General features: G+C 69.9%; 11 protein-coding genes. 4 read left to right on the forward strand and 7 right to left on the reverse strand.

Annotated features, from left to right (window positions below; translation table 11 throughout):
- Positions 1 to 3 precede the first annotated feature (3 nt).
- Positions 4 to 3,105 carry a non-ribosomal peptide synthetase gene (locus tag ACZ44S_RS33675; RefSeq protein WP_466936099.1) on the reverse strand — a complete coding sequence of 1,034 codons (3,102 nt, stop codon included), beginning with the start codon at positions 3,103 to 3,105 and terminating at the stop codon, positions 4 to 6.
- Positions 3,106 to 3,986: 881 nt separating this feature from the next.
- Entirely contained in the window at positions 3,987 to 4,247 is a 261-nt protein-coding gene (locus ACZ44S_RS33680) for a hypothetical protein (protein WP_466936102.1), read from the reverse strand.
- A gap of 457 nt (positions 4,248 to 4,704) precedes the next feature.
- Here ACZ44S_RS33680 and ACZ44S_RS33685 point away from each other — a divergent pair, with 457 nt between their 5' ends.
- Both ACZ44S_RS33685 and ACZ44S_RS33690 read left to right on the forward strand, forming a co-directional pair.
- On the forward strand, positions 4,705 to 7,380 hold the full coding sequence (locus tag ACZ44S_RS33685; RefSeq protein WP_466936106.1) for an AAA family ATPase: 2,676 nt from the start codon (positions 4,705 to 4,707) through the stop codon (positions 7,378 to 7,380).
- Positions 7,381 to 7,564: 184 nt separating this feature from the next.
- Complete coding sequence (locus ACZ44S_RS33690; protein WP_466936109.1) at positions 7,565 to 8,224, forward strand: hypothetical protein; 660 nt, start codon at positions 7,565 to 7,567, stop codon at positions 8,222 to 8,224.
- A gap of 217 nt (positions 8,225 to 8,441) precedes the next feature.
- On the opposite strand, the gene ACZ44S_RS33695 is transcribed toward ACZ44S_RS33690, so the two are convergent.
- Positions 8,442 to 8,753, reverse strand: a complete 312-nt coding sequence (locus ACZ44S_RS33695) for a helix-turn-helix domain-containing protein (RefSeq protein WP_466936112.1) — start codon at positions 8,751 to 8,753, stop codon at positions 8,442 to 8,444.
- A gap of 111 nt (positions 8,754 to 8,864) precedes the next feature.
- Here ACZ44S_RS33695 and ACZ44S_RS33700 point away from each other — a divergent pair, with 111 nt between their 5' ends.
- Both ACZ44S_RS33700 and ACZ44S_RS33705 read left to right on the forward strand, forming a co-directional pair.
- A complete protein-coding gene (locus tag ACZ44S_RS33700) occupies positions 8,865 to 9,776 on the forward strand; it encodes a hypothetical protein (RefSeq protein ID WP_466936115.1) in 912 nt (303 codons plus the stop codon).
- Between the two features lie 3 nt (positions 9,777 to 9,779).
- Positions 9,780 to 11,567 (forward strand): hypothetical protein, encoded by a 1,788-nt coding sequence (locus tag ACZ44S_RS33705; protein ID WP_466936119.1) that lies wholly within the window; start codon positions 9,780 to 9,782, stop codon positions 11,565 to 11,567.
- 351 nt (positions 11,568 to 11,918) lie between these two features.
- Here ACZ44S_RS33705 and ACZ44S_RS33710 read toward each other — a convergent pair whose 3' ends face one another.
- The 4 genes from ACZ44S_RS33710 to ACZ44S_RS33725 form a co-directional block, all read right to left on the reverse strand.
- A complete protein-coding gene (locus ACZ44S_RS33710) occupies positions 11,919 to 13,127 on the reverse strand; it encodes an MFS transporter (protein WP_466936122.1) in 1,209 nt (402 codons plus the stop codon).
- A gap of 346 nt (positions 13,128 to 13,473) precedes the next feature.
- On the reverse strand, positions 13,474 to 14,349 hold the full coding sequence (locus ACZ44S_RS33715; protein WP_466936125.1) for a proline iminopeptidase-family hydrolase: 876 nt from the start codon (positions 14,347 to 14,349) through the stop codon (positions 13,474 to 13,476).
- Complete coding sequence (locus ACZ44S_RS33720) at positions 14,342 to 14,620, reverse strand: thioesterase domain-containing protein (protein ID WP_466936128.1); 279 nt, start codon at positions 14,618 to 14,620, stop codon at positions 14,342 to 14,344. The genes ACZ44S_RS33715 and ACZ44S_RS33720 overlap by 8 nt, the downstream gene beginning before the upstream one ends.
- Positions 14,617 to 15,819 (reverse strand): IS110 family RNA-guided transposase, encoded by a 1,203-nt coding sequence (locus ACZ44S_RS33725; RefSeq protein ID WP_466936131.1) that lies wholly within the window; start codon positions 15,817 to 15,819, stop codon positions 14,617 to 14,619. The genes ACZ44S_RS33720 and ACZ44S_RS33725 overlap by 4 nt, the downstream gene beginning before the upstream one ends.
- Positions 15,820 to 16,067: the final 248 nt, after the last annotated feature.

The following is a 16,067-nucleotide window of genomic DNA, read 5'->3' on the forward strand; positions in this document are numbered from 1 at the left end:
CCCCTAGTTGTGCGGTGTGCGGCCTGGGCGGCTGAGCGCGCCGGCGAGGGCCGATACGGTCGGGTACTTGAACAGGTCGGTGACGGGAATCTCCACCGACAGCTCCCGCCTGATGCCGCTGTGCAGTTGGATGAGGGTCACTGAGCTTCCACCCAGCTCGAAGAGGCTCACCGACCTCGGCACGCGGTCCGGGGAGATGCCGAGCGCCTCAGCCCACAGCGCCGTCAGGCGGTGTTCCAGGGCGGTGCGCGGCGCGGTCCCCGCCGTGACGTCCCGGCCCGCCTCCGGCACCGGCAGCGCCTTGATGTTGGCCTTGCCCGTCGCCGTGACCGGCAGCTCGTCCAGCCGCACCACATGCGCCGGGAGCTGCTCGGCGGGGAGGCGCTCGGCGAGATGTGCGAGGATGCTGTCGGCCGTCGTACCGTCCGGGGCGACGACGTACGCCACCAGGGTGTCCTGGTGCCGGGGGTGCACGACCACCGCGGCGTCCTTCACCCGATCGTGCTCCAGCAGTAGGCTGCGGATGCCGTCCAGGTCGACGCGCAGCCCGCGGATCTTGACCTGGCCGTCCTCCCGCCCGATGAACTCCAGCACCCCGTCGGCACGCCGGCGCACCAGGTCGCCGGTGCGGTACAGGCGCGGCGGCGTCGGTGCGCCGGCATGTTCGTCCAGGGGGCTGGCGATGAACCGCTCCGCCGTCAGCTGTGCGCGGTTGACGTAGCCGTCGGCGAGGACGACGCCCCCGAGATGCAACTCGCCGGTGAATCCGGGGGGCAGGAGTTGGCCGTCGGCACCGAGCACATAGGTCTCCGCGCCGTCCACGGGGCGGCCAATCGGTACGACGGGGGCGCTGTCGTCGTCCGGCCCGCACACATGGAAGGTCGCGTCGATGGTGGCCTCCGTGGGGCCGTAAAGGTTGACCACCCGGGCCCGGCTGGTGCGGGTCACCATCCGCACCACCGCGTGGTCGAGTTGCTCACCGCCGCAGAACAGCCAGCGCAGGGCGCGGCAGCCGCTCAGGCCCTCGTCGCCCGGCAGAGCCTTGAGCAAGGTCGGTACGAACTGCGCCACTGTCACCTCGTGCCGGCGCATATCCGTCAGGAGGGCCGCCGGGTCCCGGTGCGCGTCGGCGTCGGCGATCACCATCGACGCGCCGATCGTGAGCGGCACCAGGTATTCCCACACCGAGGCGTCGAACACGGGGGGTGTCTTGAAGTAGAAGCGGTCCTCGGGACCGAGGGCGAAGGTACGCCGCTTCCAGTCCAGGTTGTTGGCGATGGCCCGGTGCGGCACGACGACGGCTTTGGGTAACCCCGTGGTACCGGAGGTGGTGATGAGGTATGCTGGCCGGGTGCCGTCGATCGGTGCGTCGGCGAACTCGGCCGTGCTGTCCGCCGGTTCGCGCACGTCGAGGACCGGCAGGTCAGCCGTTAACCCGGCACGCGCTTGGTCGTCGTCGACCAGGACGGCCGCCGCGCCGCCGTCGCCGATGATGAACGCACGCCGTCTGGCCGGCTGCGCCATGTCGACGGGCAGGTAGGCCATGCCGCAGCGGAGTACCGCCAGGGCGGCGGCGACGAACGCGGCGGACCGCGGCAGGCACAGCGCCACCGTGCTTCCGGCGGGCAGTCCCAGGGCGGCGATCCGGACGGCCAGGCGGCGGCTGTCCTCGTCCAGCTCCCGGTAGGTCACGGTGCGCTCGCCCTCGATCAGGGCGAGCGCGTCGGGCCGGGACGTCACCTGCTCCGCGAAGGCACTGGGGACCAGTGGCGGGGGCGCGCTGCCGGAGTCCGTACGGCCGGGCATGGCCGCGTCCGCACGGTCCTCGGAGCCGGCCAGGGCCACGCGGAGCACGGAGCGTTCAGGTGTGTCCAGCAGTTGCCCGAGCACCGTCTCGACGGCGCGGGCGATACTCCGGGCGACGTACGCAGGGTACTGGTCGCATATGAAGTCCAGTCGGCCGGTGTATCCCGCTTGGCCGGCGTTGACCGAGAGCAACAGGCCTGCCTTGCCGTCGCGCGGCACCAGGGGGACGCGCTGGGCGGTGACACCGGGCAGGCGCAGTGTTTCGTCGGCGGTCGCCTCGTTGAGCGACATGATTGCGGGGAACACCGAGGCCCCGGTGGACTGCCCTGCGCTGCGTGCGGCCGCCCACGCCTTCGCAAGCGAACCGCCCTGGTGGGCGAGGCAGTCCAGGACCGATTCCTGCACCTGTGCGATGTACTCGTCGGCGGTGCCGCCCTGCCTGGCCGGCGGGCGGAAGGGAAGCAACTCGGAGTACAGTCCGATCACGCCCGGGTAGCGGGAGCGCCGCCAGTCGACGGCCGGATACCCGATCAGGAGGTCGTCGGTGCGGAAGTAGTGCTGCAGCGTGAGCGAGAAGGCACCGAGAAGGGCCGCGAACGGCGTAACGCCCCGCTGCTCGCAGCGACGGCGCAGGCCCTCGGGCAGCCGCACGTCGACGGACGAGGTGCCGGAGTCCTCGGCATCGGTGCCCTTGGCGAGTTCCCAGCCGGCCGACACGGCGGTCGCGCCGCGCACGTACTCGGCCCAGAACTCCTCGTCCCGCCGGCCCTCGGGCGACTCCTCGTACTCCCGCTGTGCCAGCGCATACGCGAAGTAGCCGTCCTCCGGGGCGGGCCCGGGGTGCGGCGTGTTCCCGTCGGTGTACGCGGCGTAGAGCGTGGACAGGTCGTCCAGGAGCAACTTCACGGACGGTGCGTCCGCGGCGAGATGGTCCAGCAGCAGCAGGAGCACTGCGTCTTGGGGGCCGGTGCGTAAGAGGTCGGCGCTGAGCCGCAGCGGGGCGTCGGCGCCGAAGGGTGTACCAGCCTTCTCGGCCAGGCGCGGGCTCCAGTCCTGGCCGGGAGCCTCGTGCACGCGCAGCACGCTGCCCGGGATGTCGTCGCTTACCTCCAGGGTGAGTCCCTGTGCGTCTGGGCGGGAGCGCAATACCGGGTGACGGGCGATGAGCTCGCACAAGGCCCGGTCCAGGGTGATCGCGTCTAGCGGTCCCGAGAGCCGAAAGGCGACCGGAATGTTGTACGCGTCGCTGAGATTGCCGAGCCGCTGCGCTGCCCACACCGCTTTTTGTTGGCGTGTCACAGGCGCGACGCGGCTCCCTGCGGAGCCAGACATTGATTCTCCCCGTAGCTGCGCCATACCCCCAGGTCATGAGGTCCTTGGCGCGCACCAGCAGTGACCTGAAGGATCTTCATCAGCAGTGGGTGTACGAGTCAACGAAAACAGCAACTAATGGCGAGAATGCGCTGTCAGCCTCGGATCAATTTCTCGCTGGTCAGGCGAGTGTGAGTCGACATTGCTGTAATAGCTCACAGCGAGGCATCATGGCTGAAACTATGCCTGTGCCCGGCTGCCTTCGGAGGCAGGCTGTCACTGATCCGGGACCGGTCCTCGCTTCTTCGCCGCGCCGAGGGTCAGTCCGGGGATGTCCGAGCGCATCAGCCCATAGGCCTGCCCAACCGCTGTCCGCCGACGAACGACAAGCGGCTCGCATGGTGGCTGCCGCCATGTTTTCCTCGGGAGTGTGCGCGTGCTGCAAGGTATCGAGCGAGCGGTCCAACGTTCCCAGCGATGGGACCGCTCACGGACGAGAGCCTCTGCGACGGGCCTCGCCCGGGGAGCCTTCCGGACTCTTCCCAGCCGCGGCGGCCTGACCTCGGAGCCGTTCCCACACCGCGTCGACCACCGGGATACTCATGAGGTACCGCCCGTCGGGCCAGGGGAACACACTGCAGAGCACGTCGATGGGCAGTGCATCCTCCAGCCTCCGCCAGTGGCTTGTGTTCGCTTTTTCGCGGACACCAGAACCACTAGGCGCGTGCGGTCTTCGGAGGCCGCCAAGGGCAGGCGGCTTGCCTCTTGCGCCGCCTTCAACTCGACGGTCCCGGCGGCGCGGATCAGGGTGATCTCGATGGCGCGCAGCGTCACTTCCGCTCTCCCTCGTCGCGATACGTACAGGCATCTCATTCGAGTGAGACCTCCCCGTCGGGCAGCCATCCCTCCCAGTAGCCGTCCATGAGCAGCGGCAGCGTGTCGGGCTCCACCCGCACGTCGATGTCTCTCAGTTGGGCCGTGCTCCACCAGCGCGCGCCCGCCCCGAACAGGGCGCGCACGTCCTGCGGCCAATCCCCGGCGGCAGGTCCGGCCAGGACGACGTACTCGATGTGGCGGCGCCCGCCGATATCCGGAAGGACTCCGACGACCGGTCTGCGATCCGCAGGCACGGCAGGCCGGCCTGCTGCCGCAGGTAGCGCACCGCTGCACGGCGGTAGGGCTCGCCCGCACGCACCGCCACGACGGGCACCGACCAGCACTCGGCGTCCTGGTGCCTGACAGGAAGCAGCAGAAAGCGGCGGACGGTCCGGTCGATAAGGACGGGACGGACGACGGAGTCAGCCGTGGCCGAGAGGGAGGGCGTCATGTAGATCACCTTCCCGACCTGTTATTGGAATAGCAATTCGGGGTGTTCCGTCCGGGTGGTGCAGGGCAGGATGGGAGCGTTGTCGCGTCTGGCGGGCTGGATGTCCCAGGCCGGTGCAGGGCCTGGGACATCCAGCCCGCTGGACGGCGGAACCAGGTCGGTGCGAGCGGCGCCGAGGTGTTCTGGCGCACGGTGTGAACGCGCGCGGGCGCACCTCGGTGCGGCTCGGCCCGGCTCCGACACGCGGACCGAGGGAGTGGATGGACGCGGTGTGGCCCGACCGGCTCGGCACAGGTGACCGGGTCCGGTTCGACGGGCAGGTGTGCACGGTGACCGGGGTCTGCGGCGGGCGCGTGGCACTGCGGGACGGCCTGGGTGCCACCGAGCACATCGATGTGGTCTCGCTGCTCTCGGCGCAGGACTTCACGTTCCTGGGGCACGACGGCGAGCCCGCGCCGGAGCCGTCGGTGCGGGCCCTGCCGGAGGCGGCGCTGGAGCGCGCGCAGTGGTGGCGGCGGCATGTCACCGAGGTGCTGACCGGCGTACCGTACGGTGCTTCGCCCGGCACGAAGCCGCGTCCCGCTTACGACCCCGCCTGCCACACCCTGACCGAGCGGGAGGAAGCCAAGGCCAGGGAGCTGGCCGAGCTGGGGATAGGCGGGGCTTCGGCGCGGACGGTGCGGCGCAAACGGCAGCGGTACCAGCAGCGGGGACTGGCCGGTCTCACCGACGGCCGGGCCGGGCGGCACGCGGCAGCGGAGGAGCCCGTGCTGCATCCCCAGGTGCAGGCCGTTGTGCGGGAAGTGGTCGCCGCACAGCAGCCGGGCCAGCCCTTGACGGCCGGGCAGTTGCACGAGCGGGTGCTGATACGCCTGGCCGCGCCCATCGCGACGGGCGAGCTGCCCCGGCCGTCCCGGACCGCCGTCCGACGCTTCGCCGTCCAACTCCTGATCCGCGCCGCGGAGGAGAGGGCCGCCCCGGCGACCGTGGTGGCGGTCGGCGAGCGCGTTCACCTGGACACGGTCGAGCTGCCGCTGCCCTCCGGTGGGGAAGGTGGGAACGAGCGCCTGCGGCTCTTGGTCGCTCTCGACGAGGCGACCCGGCTCGCCCTGACCGCCGTGGTCCACACCGAGCCCCGGCCGCCGCTGCAAACGGCGCTGCTGGCGCGGATGTGCGCGCCGCTGGACGTGCAGGCCGACTGGGGTGTCCTGTTGTCCGGGAAACTCCGTGGCGCGGGCCGGCGGCATGCGCCCTCACTGGTCGTCCGCCCGGCCACCCTCGTCATCGACGGCGCGCACGCGCCCGGCCTGCGTGCCCTGCGTGATGCCTGTGCACGTCTGGGGATCCCCGTGCGGTACGCGCAGCGCATGCGGCCGGTGGACCGCGGGAGTATGGAGCGCACGCTGGAGCGCTTCGCGTCGCTGTTCACCGACCATCTGCTGTCCGCAGCCGGGCGGGGCGCGCACGAGGCCGGGTGGCCGCCGGAGATGGTGCAGGACCTGCTCGATGCGTGGGTGGCCCGCGTATGGCCGGACGCCCCAGTGCCCACAGCCCCCATGAGCGGAGCGCACACGCCGCGAACCCGCCATGAGACGCTGACCGCTTCGGCGGGCTGGACACCGGCGCCCGTCTCCCCGCGGCAGCTCACCGGGTTGCTGAATGTGACACGGCGCGTGGTGGGTTCCTCAGGGATCCGGCTCGGTGGGCGTCTCTACGACGCCCCGGCCCTGGATCCGCTGCGCCACGCGATGTCGCGCACCGGGGACCGCCGCCCGTTCGAGGTGCGGTGGGACCCGTACGACCTGCGGCACGTGTGGCTACGGACGGGGCGCACCGAGTGGATCACAGCCTATGCGGCACCTCCTGCCAACCGGTCGTCTGCTCAACTCGCCCTGGGTCACGCACCACTTGACCACACGTACCGCTACACCGACGCGGGTCGGCGCGGACCGGATCCAGCCGTCAGTGACCGGATCGCGCGCGCCCCTGTCACCGCTGACGGGCAGTCGTTCAGGGACTGGGTGCAGTTCAAGAACTGGATGGATACCGTCACCCAGCTCCCGGCGCTGGCAGAGGGCACACGGACGCTACCGGAGGAGCTCCGTATGACCTATCACGCCCGGCTTCCCCTGCGCGCACCAGGTGTCGTAGCTGCTGCTCGGCGGATCGAGGAGGCGCTGACCGTCAACAGGTACGCGTCAGGCGCCCGTTATGGGCTGCTTTTGGAAGGGCAGACTGGCACCGGGAAGAGCACCGCCCTGTGGGAAGCGGCCCGCCGCTGCACCGCTCAGGAGCCGGGCGGCGAGACCGTCCCAGTGGTCTACGTCCGGCTGGCGCCCGCCACCTCACCACGTCTGTTCCTGGCTGAACTGGCCCGCCGTCTCGGTGTTGCGTTGCGGGGATCTCCTACGACAGCCGATCTCGTGGTCCGGGTGAGCGAGGCGATGGAGACCGCCCGGACCAGGCTGGTCCTGGTCGACGAGGTCCAGCACCTGCGCAGTCCAGGCAGGTCCGGCGCAGCCGTGGCCGAGGTCCTGGACTACCTGTGCGACCGCATCCCGGCGACCTTCGCCTTCGCCGGCATCGGCGACCCCACTGTGCTCGCCGCCGAGGTGACACACGCTCCGCACCGCCGGCTGGTGCCCCTCCACCTCTCCGCACTGCCCATGGGCGAGGACTGGGCCCGGATGATCAGCGAGGCCGAGGCTGCACTGCGCCTACAGGCACACGAACCAGGCACCCTCACCGCCCAAGCCGGCTTCCTGTACGAGCGCACCGGCGGCAATGTGGGCCAACTGGCGTTCCTACTACGCACCGCAGCCGTCCGGGCCATTCGCGAGGGCACCGAGCAGCTGACGGCTTCACTGCTGTCCGAGCTGCCCCTCCCCGGCAAGCCAGACGAAGCCGAACACAGCCAGCCGATCTGGACTGTCTGAGGAGAAGAGACCAGATACGAGTCCCGTTGCAGCCTCCGGAATCCCCCATCTGGTCACACGGAATACCGTATTGCGAACACACGGCCGAGAAAAAGCCGCGATAAAAGGTCCGCAGCCAATAAGGCAGCCACCTGGTCACCCAAAAGCCAGACAGCCAGCACGGCTCCGCTCTACCGTGGTGCGCATGACGTACCAGGAGACTTTCCCGAGTCCCCCGGCCGACTTCGGGGACGAAGCAGAGCATGTGGTCCGTCAGTACGACGCCCTGATCGAGGAATCCAAGACAGCCATCAAAAGTCACAAAGCGGCTGCCGAAAGACACAACGCGGCTGCGCGCGAAGAGATCAAGAAGTGCGAGCTGCTGATCGCGCACCGCGAGGAGGCAGTAAGCCTGGTCGGGCTGCAGGCACGTCTGCGGGCCATGCACGAACGTGCCCGGGAGCACGGCATTCTCAGTGCCGCGCCCCCCGCCCCTCCGGTGGAGCTGCGTATCGTCCCGAGCCCGCAGGACAGTGCGACGACCTCCCCGGCAGACGCGGAGCCCACCCCTTCCGATGAACCCACCGCCCCGCCGCCGGCGGACGCGGCACAGCCCCCCGCCGAGATCGTCATCCGCAGCACAAAGCAGCAGGAGATCCTCAACGTCATCGCCCAACGCCCTGAAGAGCCGTGGGGCAGCGAGGATCTGGCCAGAGCGCTCGGCATTCCCCGCGACCCCCGGGAACGCAAGAGCCTGCGCAACTGCCTGCGGGCCCTGACGATTTCCGGCGCCCTGGAACGCGTCACACGGGAAGACGACCCGCACGTCTACTACCGGCCGCGACTGAACTGGAAATTCGCCTGACCCCGACCGCCCACAACACGAAACCCACAAAGCACCGCCGCACATAAGAGACCGCCACCGCAGTTTTCCCTGGTTGGCCCCAGGGTGCGGTGACGGCCGGGCCCGCTAAGGCCGTTTCCGACACTACCCGGCACCACCCGGGCGTGTCCGGCATTCGGCCAAATTCCCCTGCTTGCTTCCCGCAGGCCGTTCGAGGAGTCCGAATGCCCATGCGAATTCACCGTGGAGGATTGCCCGGCTCGCGGCCGGGCCACAGGTCCACCCCCAGCGCCTTCTCCAGGTTCGCGATCGTCAGCAGGTCACACCACACCACACCGTCCAGCACCTGCACGATCGTCATCCGCGACACCCCGGTACGCCGGGACACCTCGGCGATCGACCAGCCGCGGGCGTCGATCGCACGGCGCAGCCGGGCCGCCACCTCCTGTGCCACCCGGGCCCCGTGGTGGTCATCGAGCACAGCGTGCGGCCAGACGCCCTCGACCACGTACTTGAAGGGCTTGAGGCTTCGCTTGTCTCCCTGGGGCACGTCGAAGAGTGTCGCCCATACGGACCTCCAGGCATGACAGCGTCCGTCGCATCGGCGTCCTGCTATTGGAAAAGCACCCCTCCCGGGGTTCTTTCCTGGCGGAGAGTCACGATGGACGCGATCGAGCAGTACCGGCCCAAGCTGGCCACCCCTGTCTGGGAACGCATCGGCCCCGACTGCCGCCGCGCCGTGAGCAAGGCGAAGCCCGCCACGCCCAAGGAGGCCCGCGACTGGCTCGGCGCCCTGGCGTATGCCGCCGCGCACGCCGACGCCTGCGGGCGCCCCACCAAGGCCGAGCACCTGCTCACGCCGGAGGCGGTCGAGTGGTACCTGGCCACCGGCTACGCGCACGTGGGCGAGGCGGCCCGCTCCAACCGCCGCGGCCGCCTCGGCAGGCTCCGCCGCGCCCTGCTCGGCCCCGACCTGATCACCGGCAACCCGGCCGCGTACTCCGGCTCGGACGCCTCCCGCCCCTACACCAGGGCCGAGCAGGCCCAGCTGTACGCCACCGCCCGCGCTCAGCCCACCGACGAACTGCGCTACGGCCTGCTGACCCTGCTCGCCCTCGGCTTCGGCTGCGCCCTGGACTCACCCGAGATCATCCCGCTGCGCGTCCATGACGTACGCGAAGCATCCAACGGCGCGGTCGCCGTCGGCGTTCGCGGCCCGCGCGCCCGCACCGTCCTGTGCCGCACCACCTGGGCCCCGGTCCTCCTCGAAGCCACCGCCCGGATCTCCACGCCCGGCCAGGCCCGCTACCTCTTCCGCCCAAACAGCTACGCCCGCGGCACCAACACAGTCACCAACTTTCTCGCCCGCACGAAGACTCCACCCGGCTGCCCACCCCTGGTCATGGGCCGGGCCCGCGCCACCTGGCTCGTCGACGCCGTCGAGGCCCGCATGCACCTGCCCACGCTCATGGCGGCTGCCGGCCTGACGACCCTGCGCTCCATCGACCGGATCCTGCCGCACGTCCGCAACCTCTCGCCCGAACAGGCCGCCCAAGCACTGAAGGAGCTGTGAGACATGACCAGCAAACTCGACCGCCGTCTCCACTTCGCCCGCATGCGCTCCCGCCGCCTTCTGGTTCCCGATGACGTGGCCGCGAGCATCCTCGACGACATCGACGCCTCCGGACTGGTCGAGGAGATCGATCCGCTCGTCGCCAACACCACCGGACGCCCCAGCCAACTCCCGGTCAGGACCCTGCTGTTCGGCATGAGTCTGGCCTCCGCCCTCCACCGCGGCATCGTGACCCTGACCGCCGTCACCGACCTGCTCTACTTCTCGCTGTCCGACACGATGCGCGCGCACCTCGGGCTCCGCCGCTACCCCAACCACGACAAGGGCTTCGAAGCCGGCTACGGCACCGTCCGCCGCCGCTTCCACCGCGTCGTCCGCGCCATCGACCCGTCCCCGCTCCCCAAGAACCACCGCCTCGACCGCGCCGAAGCCGACCGCATCCTGGCCGAGGCCGACCCGGACGAATCCGCCCGCAAACGCACCCTCATGCTCAAGCTGGCCAACATGATCCTCGGCATGTCCCTGCGCGAGGTCCGTCCACTCCTCAAAGCCCACTGGGACGGCTCGGTCGCCGTCGACGCCACCGTGATCGGCACCTACGCCAAGGGACTCGCCCCCGAAAGCCCCGTCACCTCCACCGACCCCGACGCCGCCTGGTACGTCCGCAAGGCCAAGCACGAGGACCCCCTCGCCCTGGACCACGTCACCACCGCCGACAAGGCCAGGCAGAAGAAGAACGTCAAGATCCAGAAGAAGATCGAACGGATCAAGAAGCGCCTCTACGGCTACGACGCCTCCCTCGTCGTAGCCCGCGACCCCCGCCACCACGGCGCACCCCTGCCCGACGGCTCCGCCGACCCCGACGTGATTCCGGCTCTGATTCTCGCCTTCTCCATCGACAAGCCCAGCCACCGCCCCGGCCAGGTAGCCGTCGAAGCGCTCCAGCAGATCGACGACAGCCTCCCTCGCGGCTACCTGGCCGGCGACCGTGCCTACAACGACCAGAAGCCCGAGAACTTTCAGCTCCCCATCCGTGCCATGGGCTACGAGCCTGTCTACGACTACGCCAAGGACCAGCTCGGCGTGCAGGCAGGCTTCGCCGGCGCCCAGCTCGTCGAGGGCAACTGGTACTGCCCCTCCATGCCCAAATCACTCAAGGACGCCACCAAGGACCTGATCGCCGAGAAGATCGACAAGCAGACCTGGATCAACCGCATCCGCGCCCGCGCCGCCTACCTCTTCATGCCCAAGCAGCGCCCCGACGCCGAGGGACACCGCCGCATGATGTGCCCCGCCGAAGCCAACCGCACCCAGTGCCCCCTCAAGGCGTACACCCTAGGCCGCGGCATCCACCTCCCCCTGGTCGACCCCAAGCCCGGCCCAGCAGGCCCCACCGCCTGCTGCAAACAGCGCACCATCACCATCCCGCCCGAAACCGGGGCCAACCTCTGGCAGCCCTTCCAATACGGCTCCGAGACCTGGCAGCGCGTCTACTTCCGCCTGCGCAACAGCATCGAGGGCATGAACGGCTACGCCAAGGACACCCTCCGCGAACGCCTCGAGAACCCTGGTAGCCGCCGCATCCGTGGCATCGCCGCCCAGACGATCCTCCTGGCCTTCCAGCTCGCCCACGCCAACAAGCGCAAACTCACCGCCTGGGCCGACGCCATCGCCGTCAACGGCGACCGCCCCCGGCGCCGCCCCACCCGCCGCCGCAGGACCAAGCCCCTGGGCACCTGGACACCCAAGGGCTACGACACCAAGCCGGAAGAGCCCCGGTCCGAAGAGTGAGACTGCACACACCCCGGTGAACCACTGAAGATCTACAACCGCAGAACCCGACTGCCCGGCGGCCTACCAGCCGCCGGGCAGCCATGCGTGTAAGAACCGTCACACTCAGCCGACCTGCGCAGACAAAACGAAACGGGCTCATCGTGATCACGATGAGCCCGTTTCGTCGGTGCTACCAGGGCACTTTCGTCGGTGCCCCCTCCTGGTGAAGGGTGGACATGACGTGCCTCTTCCCGGGCACGACGGCGCGTCGGCCGACGTGCCCTGTGACGACGGGTCGGGGCGGGTGCGGGCGGCTGGGGGTGCCGCCCGCACCCGCGAGGGGTTAAGGAAAGTCGGAGCGGGGCCGGCTCAGCCGGTCCCGGTCATCGCGTCAGAGCGGGGCGGGGTCTGCTCGCCGGCGGGGGTGCGGGGCCTGAGGAAGGCCAGCGATGCGGCCACGACGGTAGCCACTGCCATCACTCCGGCCGTGACGACGGCGTCGCCGGTGAACAGGCTGCTGGCCGCACCGGTGAACACGGTCACCAGCAGCGCCCGGCCGCTCATGTTCAGCGAGGACGCCGCTCCCTGGAGCTCGGGGAACACTTGGAGGGAACGGCCGAAGACGATGGGGTAGACGGCGGCGAAGCCGACGCAGAAGACGGCGAGGGACACGGTGGTGGACACCGGGCCGTCACCGAAGGCGAGGAACAGGGCCACTCCGGCCAGCGTGGCGGCGATGGCGCACGCCACGGTGCGCCCGGGACCACCGAGGAGGTCCATGATCTTGGTGGCAAATAGACTGGTGACCGCGAACGACGCGACGATCACCAGCAGGTTGCCCGCGAACGCCAGCGTGGACAGGCCGTAGGTGTCCGTGTAGAGGAAGGAACTGGCGGCGATGAAGACCATGTAGGCGGCGAACAGCAGGCTGGGGACGAGCGACGCGGCGATGAACTCCCCTCTGCCCAGCAGCCGCCGGTAGTCGCCGGCCACCTGCCGGGCGCTCACCTTGACCCGATCGGTCCTGGTCTCGGGCAGGAACAGCGCCATCAGCAGCAGCGATACCAGGGTGACGCCGAAGACCACCGCGTAGTTGCCGCGCCAGCCGAGGGTGCGGTTGACCAGTCCGCCGAGCGCCGGGGCCGCTGTCATGAAGGTGGACATGGCGGCGTTGGTCAGACCGAACATCTTCAGCAGCTGCTTGCCCTCGTAGACGTCCGCGATGATCACGAAGACGAGTACCACGGAGGTGCTGGCGCCGATGCCCTGCACGAACCGGGACACCAGCAGGAACTCGATGCTGGGCGCCACCGCGCAGCCCAGGGCACCGGCCAGCATGACGGTGTTGCCGGCCAGCATGACACCGCGCCGGCCGAACCGGTCGGACAGCGGCCCGTAGGCGAGGGCACCCAGGCAGTAGCCGAGGAAGTTGTAGGTGACGGTCAGCTGGACCGACGACTCGGACGCGTCCAGCGCCCGGGCGATGTCGGGGAAGCTGGGCACGGACATGTCCAGCTCGATGATGGTGCCGATCAGCGCCACGACCAGCAGTGTGGGCAGGAATCTGTTTTTGTTCATGGCCTCGGGAGGGAAAGGGGCCAGGCCACGGGACGGCCCCGGGTCCGCGCGAGGGCGCGACGGACCGGGGGTATGCCGGAGACCGGCCGGGTGAGGTGAAGTGGGCACGTAGAACCGCGCCGTGCCGGAGCAGCAGTGCTCTCGGCAAGGCTCAGCGGTGCGTGGTGAGTCTTCGAATCAGCGGCCACCAGGTGGCCTGCGCGTTGCGCGGCCTGCGGCCCGCCCGCTCGCCACCCGTGGCACGTGACGCCGACTGCAACGTGACCCCTTCTGAAACGATCCCTTGGACGAGGTTGCCGTCCCTCATCGTAGGCGCAGGATTGCCGGTGGTAACAACTCTTTTTTCTCACGCCGGTCCGCCGATCCGGGTCAACAACTCCCTCGCGAACGACTTGGGTTGCTCCAGATGGGGCATGTGGGAGGCGTCCGGGACGACCGCGGTCTGCCCGCGGGGCACAACCCGGGCGTACGCCTGGCAGGCCCGGGGCGGGACGAAATCGTGCTCCCCGCACACGAAGAGGGTGGGCACGTCCAGTTCAGTCAGCCGGTCGCTGCGCGTGTAGGAGCGCAGACTGCCGGTCACACGGAACTCGGTGGGGCCCCACAGGGCGTCGCGGATCTGCGCGGAGGTGCCGAGGGTGGCGTCCATCAGTTCGTCAGGCCAGTCGGTGCGGCACATGTGCCGCTCGGCGAACTCGATGGACGCCTCGTGGTAGGCGGCGGTGTCGTACCGGCCGGTGCGGAGGGCGTCGCTGATGGCCTGGGCGGTGGCCGGAGGCAGCCGGAACAGCAGCTGCCTCATGTCCTCCTCGTACTTGCGGACGTTCAGCACGGGCGAGACGAGAATCAGCCAGTCGGGGCGGTGGGTGCCACGCAAGGCGAAGTCACAGGTGATCATCGTGCCGAAGGAGTGTCCGAGGAGGTGGAAGCGCTCGAAGCCCAGAGTGTCGACGAGGGCATCGAGTTCGTCGACGAAGTGCTCCAGCCGCCAGGGCGGCCCGTCGGCGGGCCGCTGCGCGGAGCGGCCGCAGCCGGACTGGTCGTAGACCACGACGGGATGGCCCGGCAACGCGTCGGCGAGGGGCCGCAGATAGTCGTGGGGAGTGCCGGGGCCACCGTGGACGGTGATCACCGGGGTTCCCGGGGCATCGGGGTTGAGGATGTCGTACCAGGTCGGGCCGGCGGGCGTGGTGCGCGGCGTGCCGCTGGTCAGGTCACTCACCGTTGTCTCCCTGTGCAAGATGGACGCCGATCGTGGCGACGTGCGGCATCCCGTTCATGCTGAGGTGGTTGCCGGGCACCGGGACCTTCCGGAAGTCGCCGTGGACCAGCCGCCGCCAGTTCGTCGCCTGGCCGGCCGGGAATTCCGGGATCTCCTCCTGGTGGGAGAAGAACAGCACGTCCCCGGCGTACGGGCGTGCGGTGTAGGCGTGCATGGCCCGGCTGTGCCGCTGCCAGGCGCGCAGATAACGTGCCTCTATGTCTTTCGTCAAGCGGGTCGGGGGCTTCTCGGCTGGTAGAAGGTTCCGTCGCGGAGCATGGCGAACAGGACGCTGATGCGGTGGCGGGCGAGGCGGCGGAGGGCCTGGGTGTGGGTCTTTCCGCGGGCTCGGCAGCGGTCGTAGTAGGTCCGGGAGGCGGGATCATGGAGTGCTGCGAACGCGGAGAGGAACATCGCCCGTTTCAGCTGCCGGTTGCCGCCTCTGGGGGCGTGTTCGCCGTGGATCGAGGTGCCGGACTGGCGGGTTGCCGGGGCGAGGCCGGCGTAGGAGGCCAGGTGGGCGGCGCTCGGGAAGGAGCTGCCGTCGCCGACGGTGGTCAGGAGGACTGCGGCGGTCCTGACGCCGATGCCGGGCATCGAGGTCAGGACCGGGGAAAGAGGGTGGGCCTCCAGCAGTGCCCCGATCCGGGCTTTCAGGGCCCGGCGTTGTTCGTGGACGGCGGCCAGCGACTTCGCCAGCGAAGGGACGATCACGTCGAGGGTGCCGGTGCCCGGGACGACGACGGTTTGTTCGTCGAGCGCGGTGAAGATGTCGTCGATGAGCCGCTCGGCCATGCGCGGGGCCCTTGGGCGGACGACTTCGACCAGCCTGCGGCGGCCCGCCTTGCGCAGGGCTTGCGGGGATCCGTAGCGCTCCAGGAGCCAGGTGACCGCCGGGTGGTCCAGGCGCGGGCCCAGGACCCGCTCGAGGCTGGGGTGGAACTGGGTGAGCAGGCCGCGGATGCGGTTGGAGGTGCGGTTGGCCTCGCCGGCGAGGTCTTGGTCGAAGCCGACCAGCATGGTCAGCTCGGCGGTGACCTCGTCGGCAAGGTCGAGGGTGCGCAGGGTGTGGGGCATGGTGCGGGCGGCGTCCGCGATGACGGCGGCGTCCTTCGCGTCGGTCTTGGCCTCGCCGGGGTAGAGGTCGGCGATCCTGCGCATCGCCAGTCCGGGCAGGTAGGCGACCTGGCAGCCGGCGTCCCGGGCGACGGTCAGCGGGAGGGCGCCGATGGAGGCGGGCTGGTCCACGACCAGCAGAACCGTGCCGAACTTGGCCGTGAGCTTGTCGAGGACCGCCCGCAGCTTCGGTTCGCTGTTCGGCAGCGGCTTGTCGAAGACCGTCTTCCCGGCCGGGGTCAGGCCGTGGCCGTGATGCGTCTGCTTGCCGACGTCCAGGCCCAGGAAGACGCCCACCGCGTCGATGTCGACCATCGTGCCCCCACATGCGTCGATGCGTGCCGGCCTCGGCGGTCGGGGCCGTTCGCGCGCATCCACGTTATGCAGACCTGCCGCCCGCGAACGGCCGGGCATTGCGCCCGGCCGGGCGGTGGTCGGACCTCTGATCAGCGTCTCGGACGGCACCCCTCGGACCCGGTGACACCTCCTCATGTTGTTGTCAAGCCGCAGGGGTGATGGGAGTTGGGGGTTGATAGCTCTGCCGGTCACGGATCATGGCGAAC

This window comes from Streptomyces malachitofuscus (genome assembly GCF_055571035.1).

Coding starts and splice junctions, on each gene's coding strand:
- ACZ44S_RS33685 (WP_466936106.1), top strand. CDS start 4,705: ATGGACGCGGTGTGGCCCGACCGGCTCGGCACAGGTGACCGGGTCCGG.
- ACZ44S_RS33690 (WP_466936109.1), top strand. CDS start 7,565: ATGACGTACCAGGAGACTTTCCCGAGTCCCCCGGCCGACTTCGGGGAC.
- ACZ44S_RS33700 (WP_466936115.1), top strand. CDS start 8,865: ATGGACGCGATCGAGCAGTACCGGCCCAAGCTGGCCACCCCTGTCTGG.
- ACZ44S_RS33705 (WP_466936119.1), top strand. CDS start 9,780: ATGACCAGCAAACTCGACCGCCGTCTCCACTTCGCCCGCATGCGCTCC.
- ACZ44S_RS33710 (WP_466936122.1), bottom strand. CDS start 13,127: ATGAACAAAAACAGATTCCTGCCCACACTGCTGGTCGTGGCGCTGATC.
- ACZ44S_RS33725 (WP_466936131.1), bottom strand. CDS start 15,819: ATGGTCGACATCGACGCGGTGGGCGTCTTCCTGGGCCTGGACGTCGGC.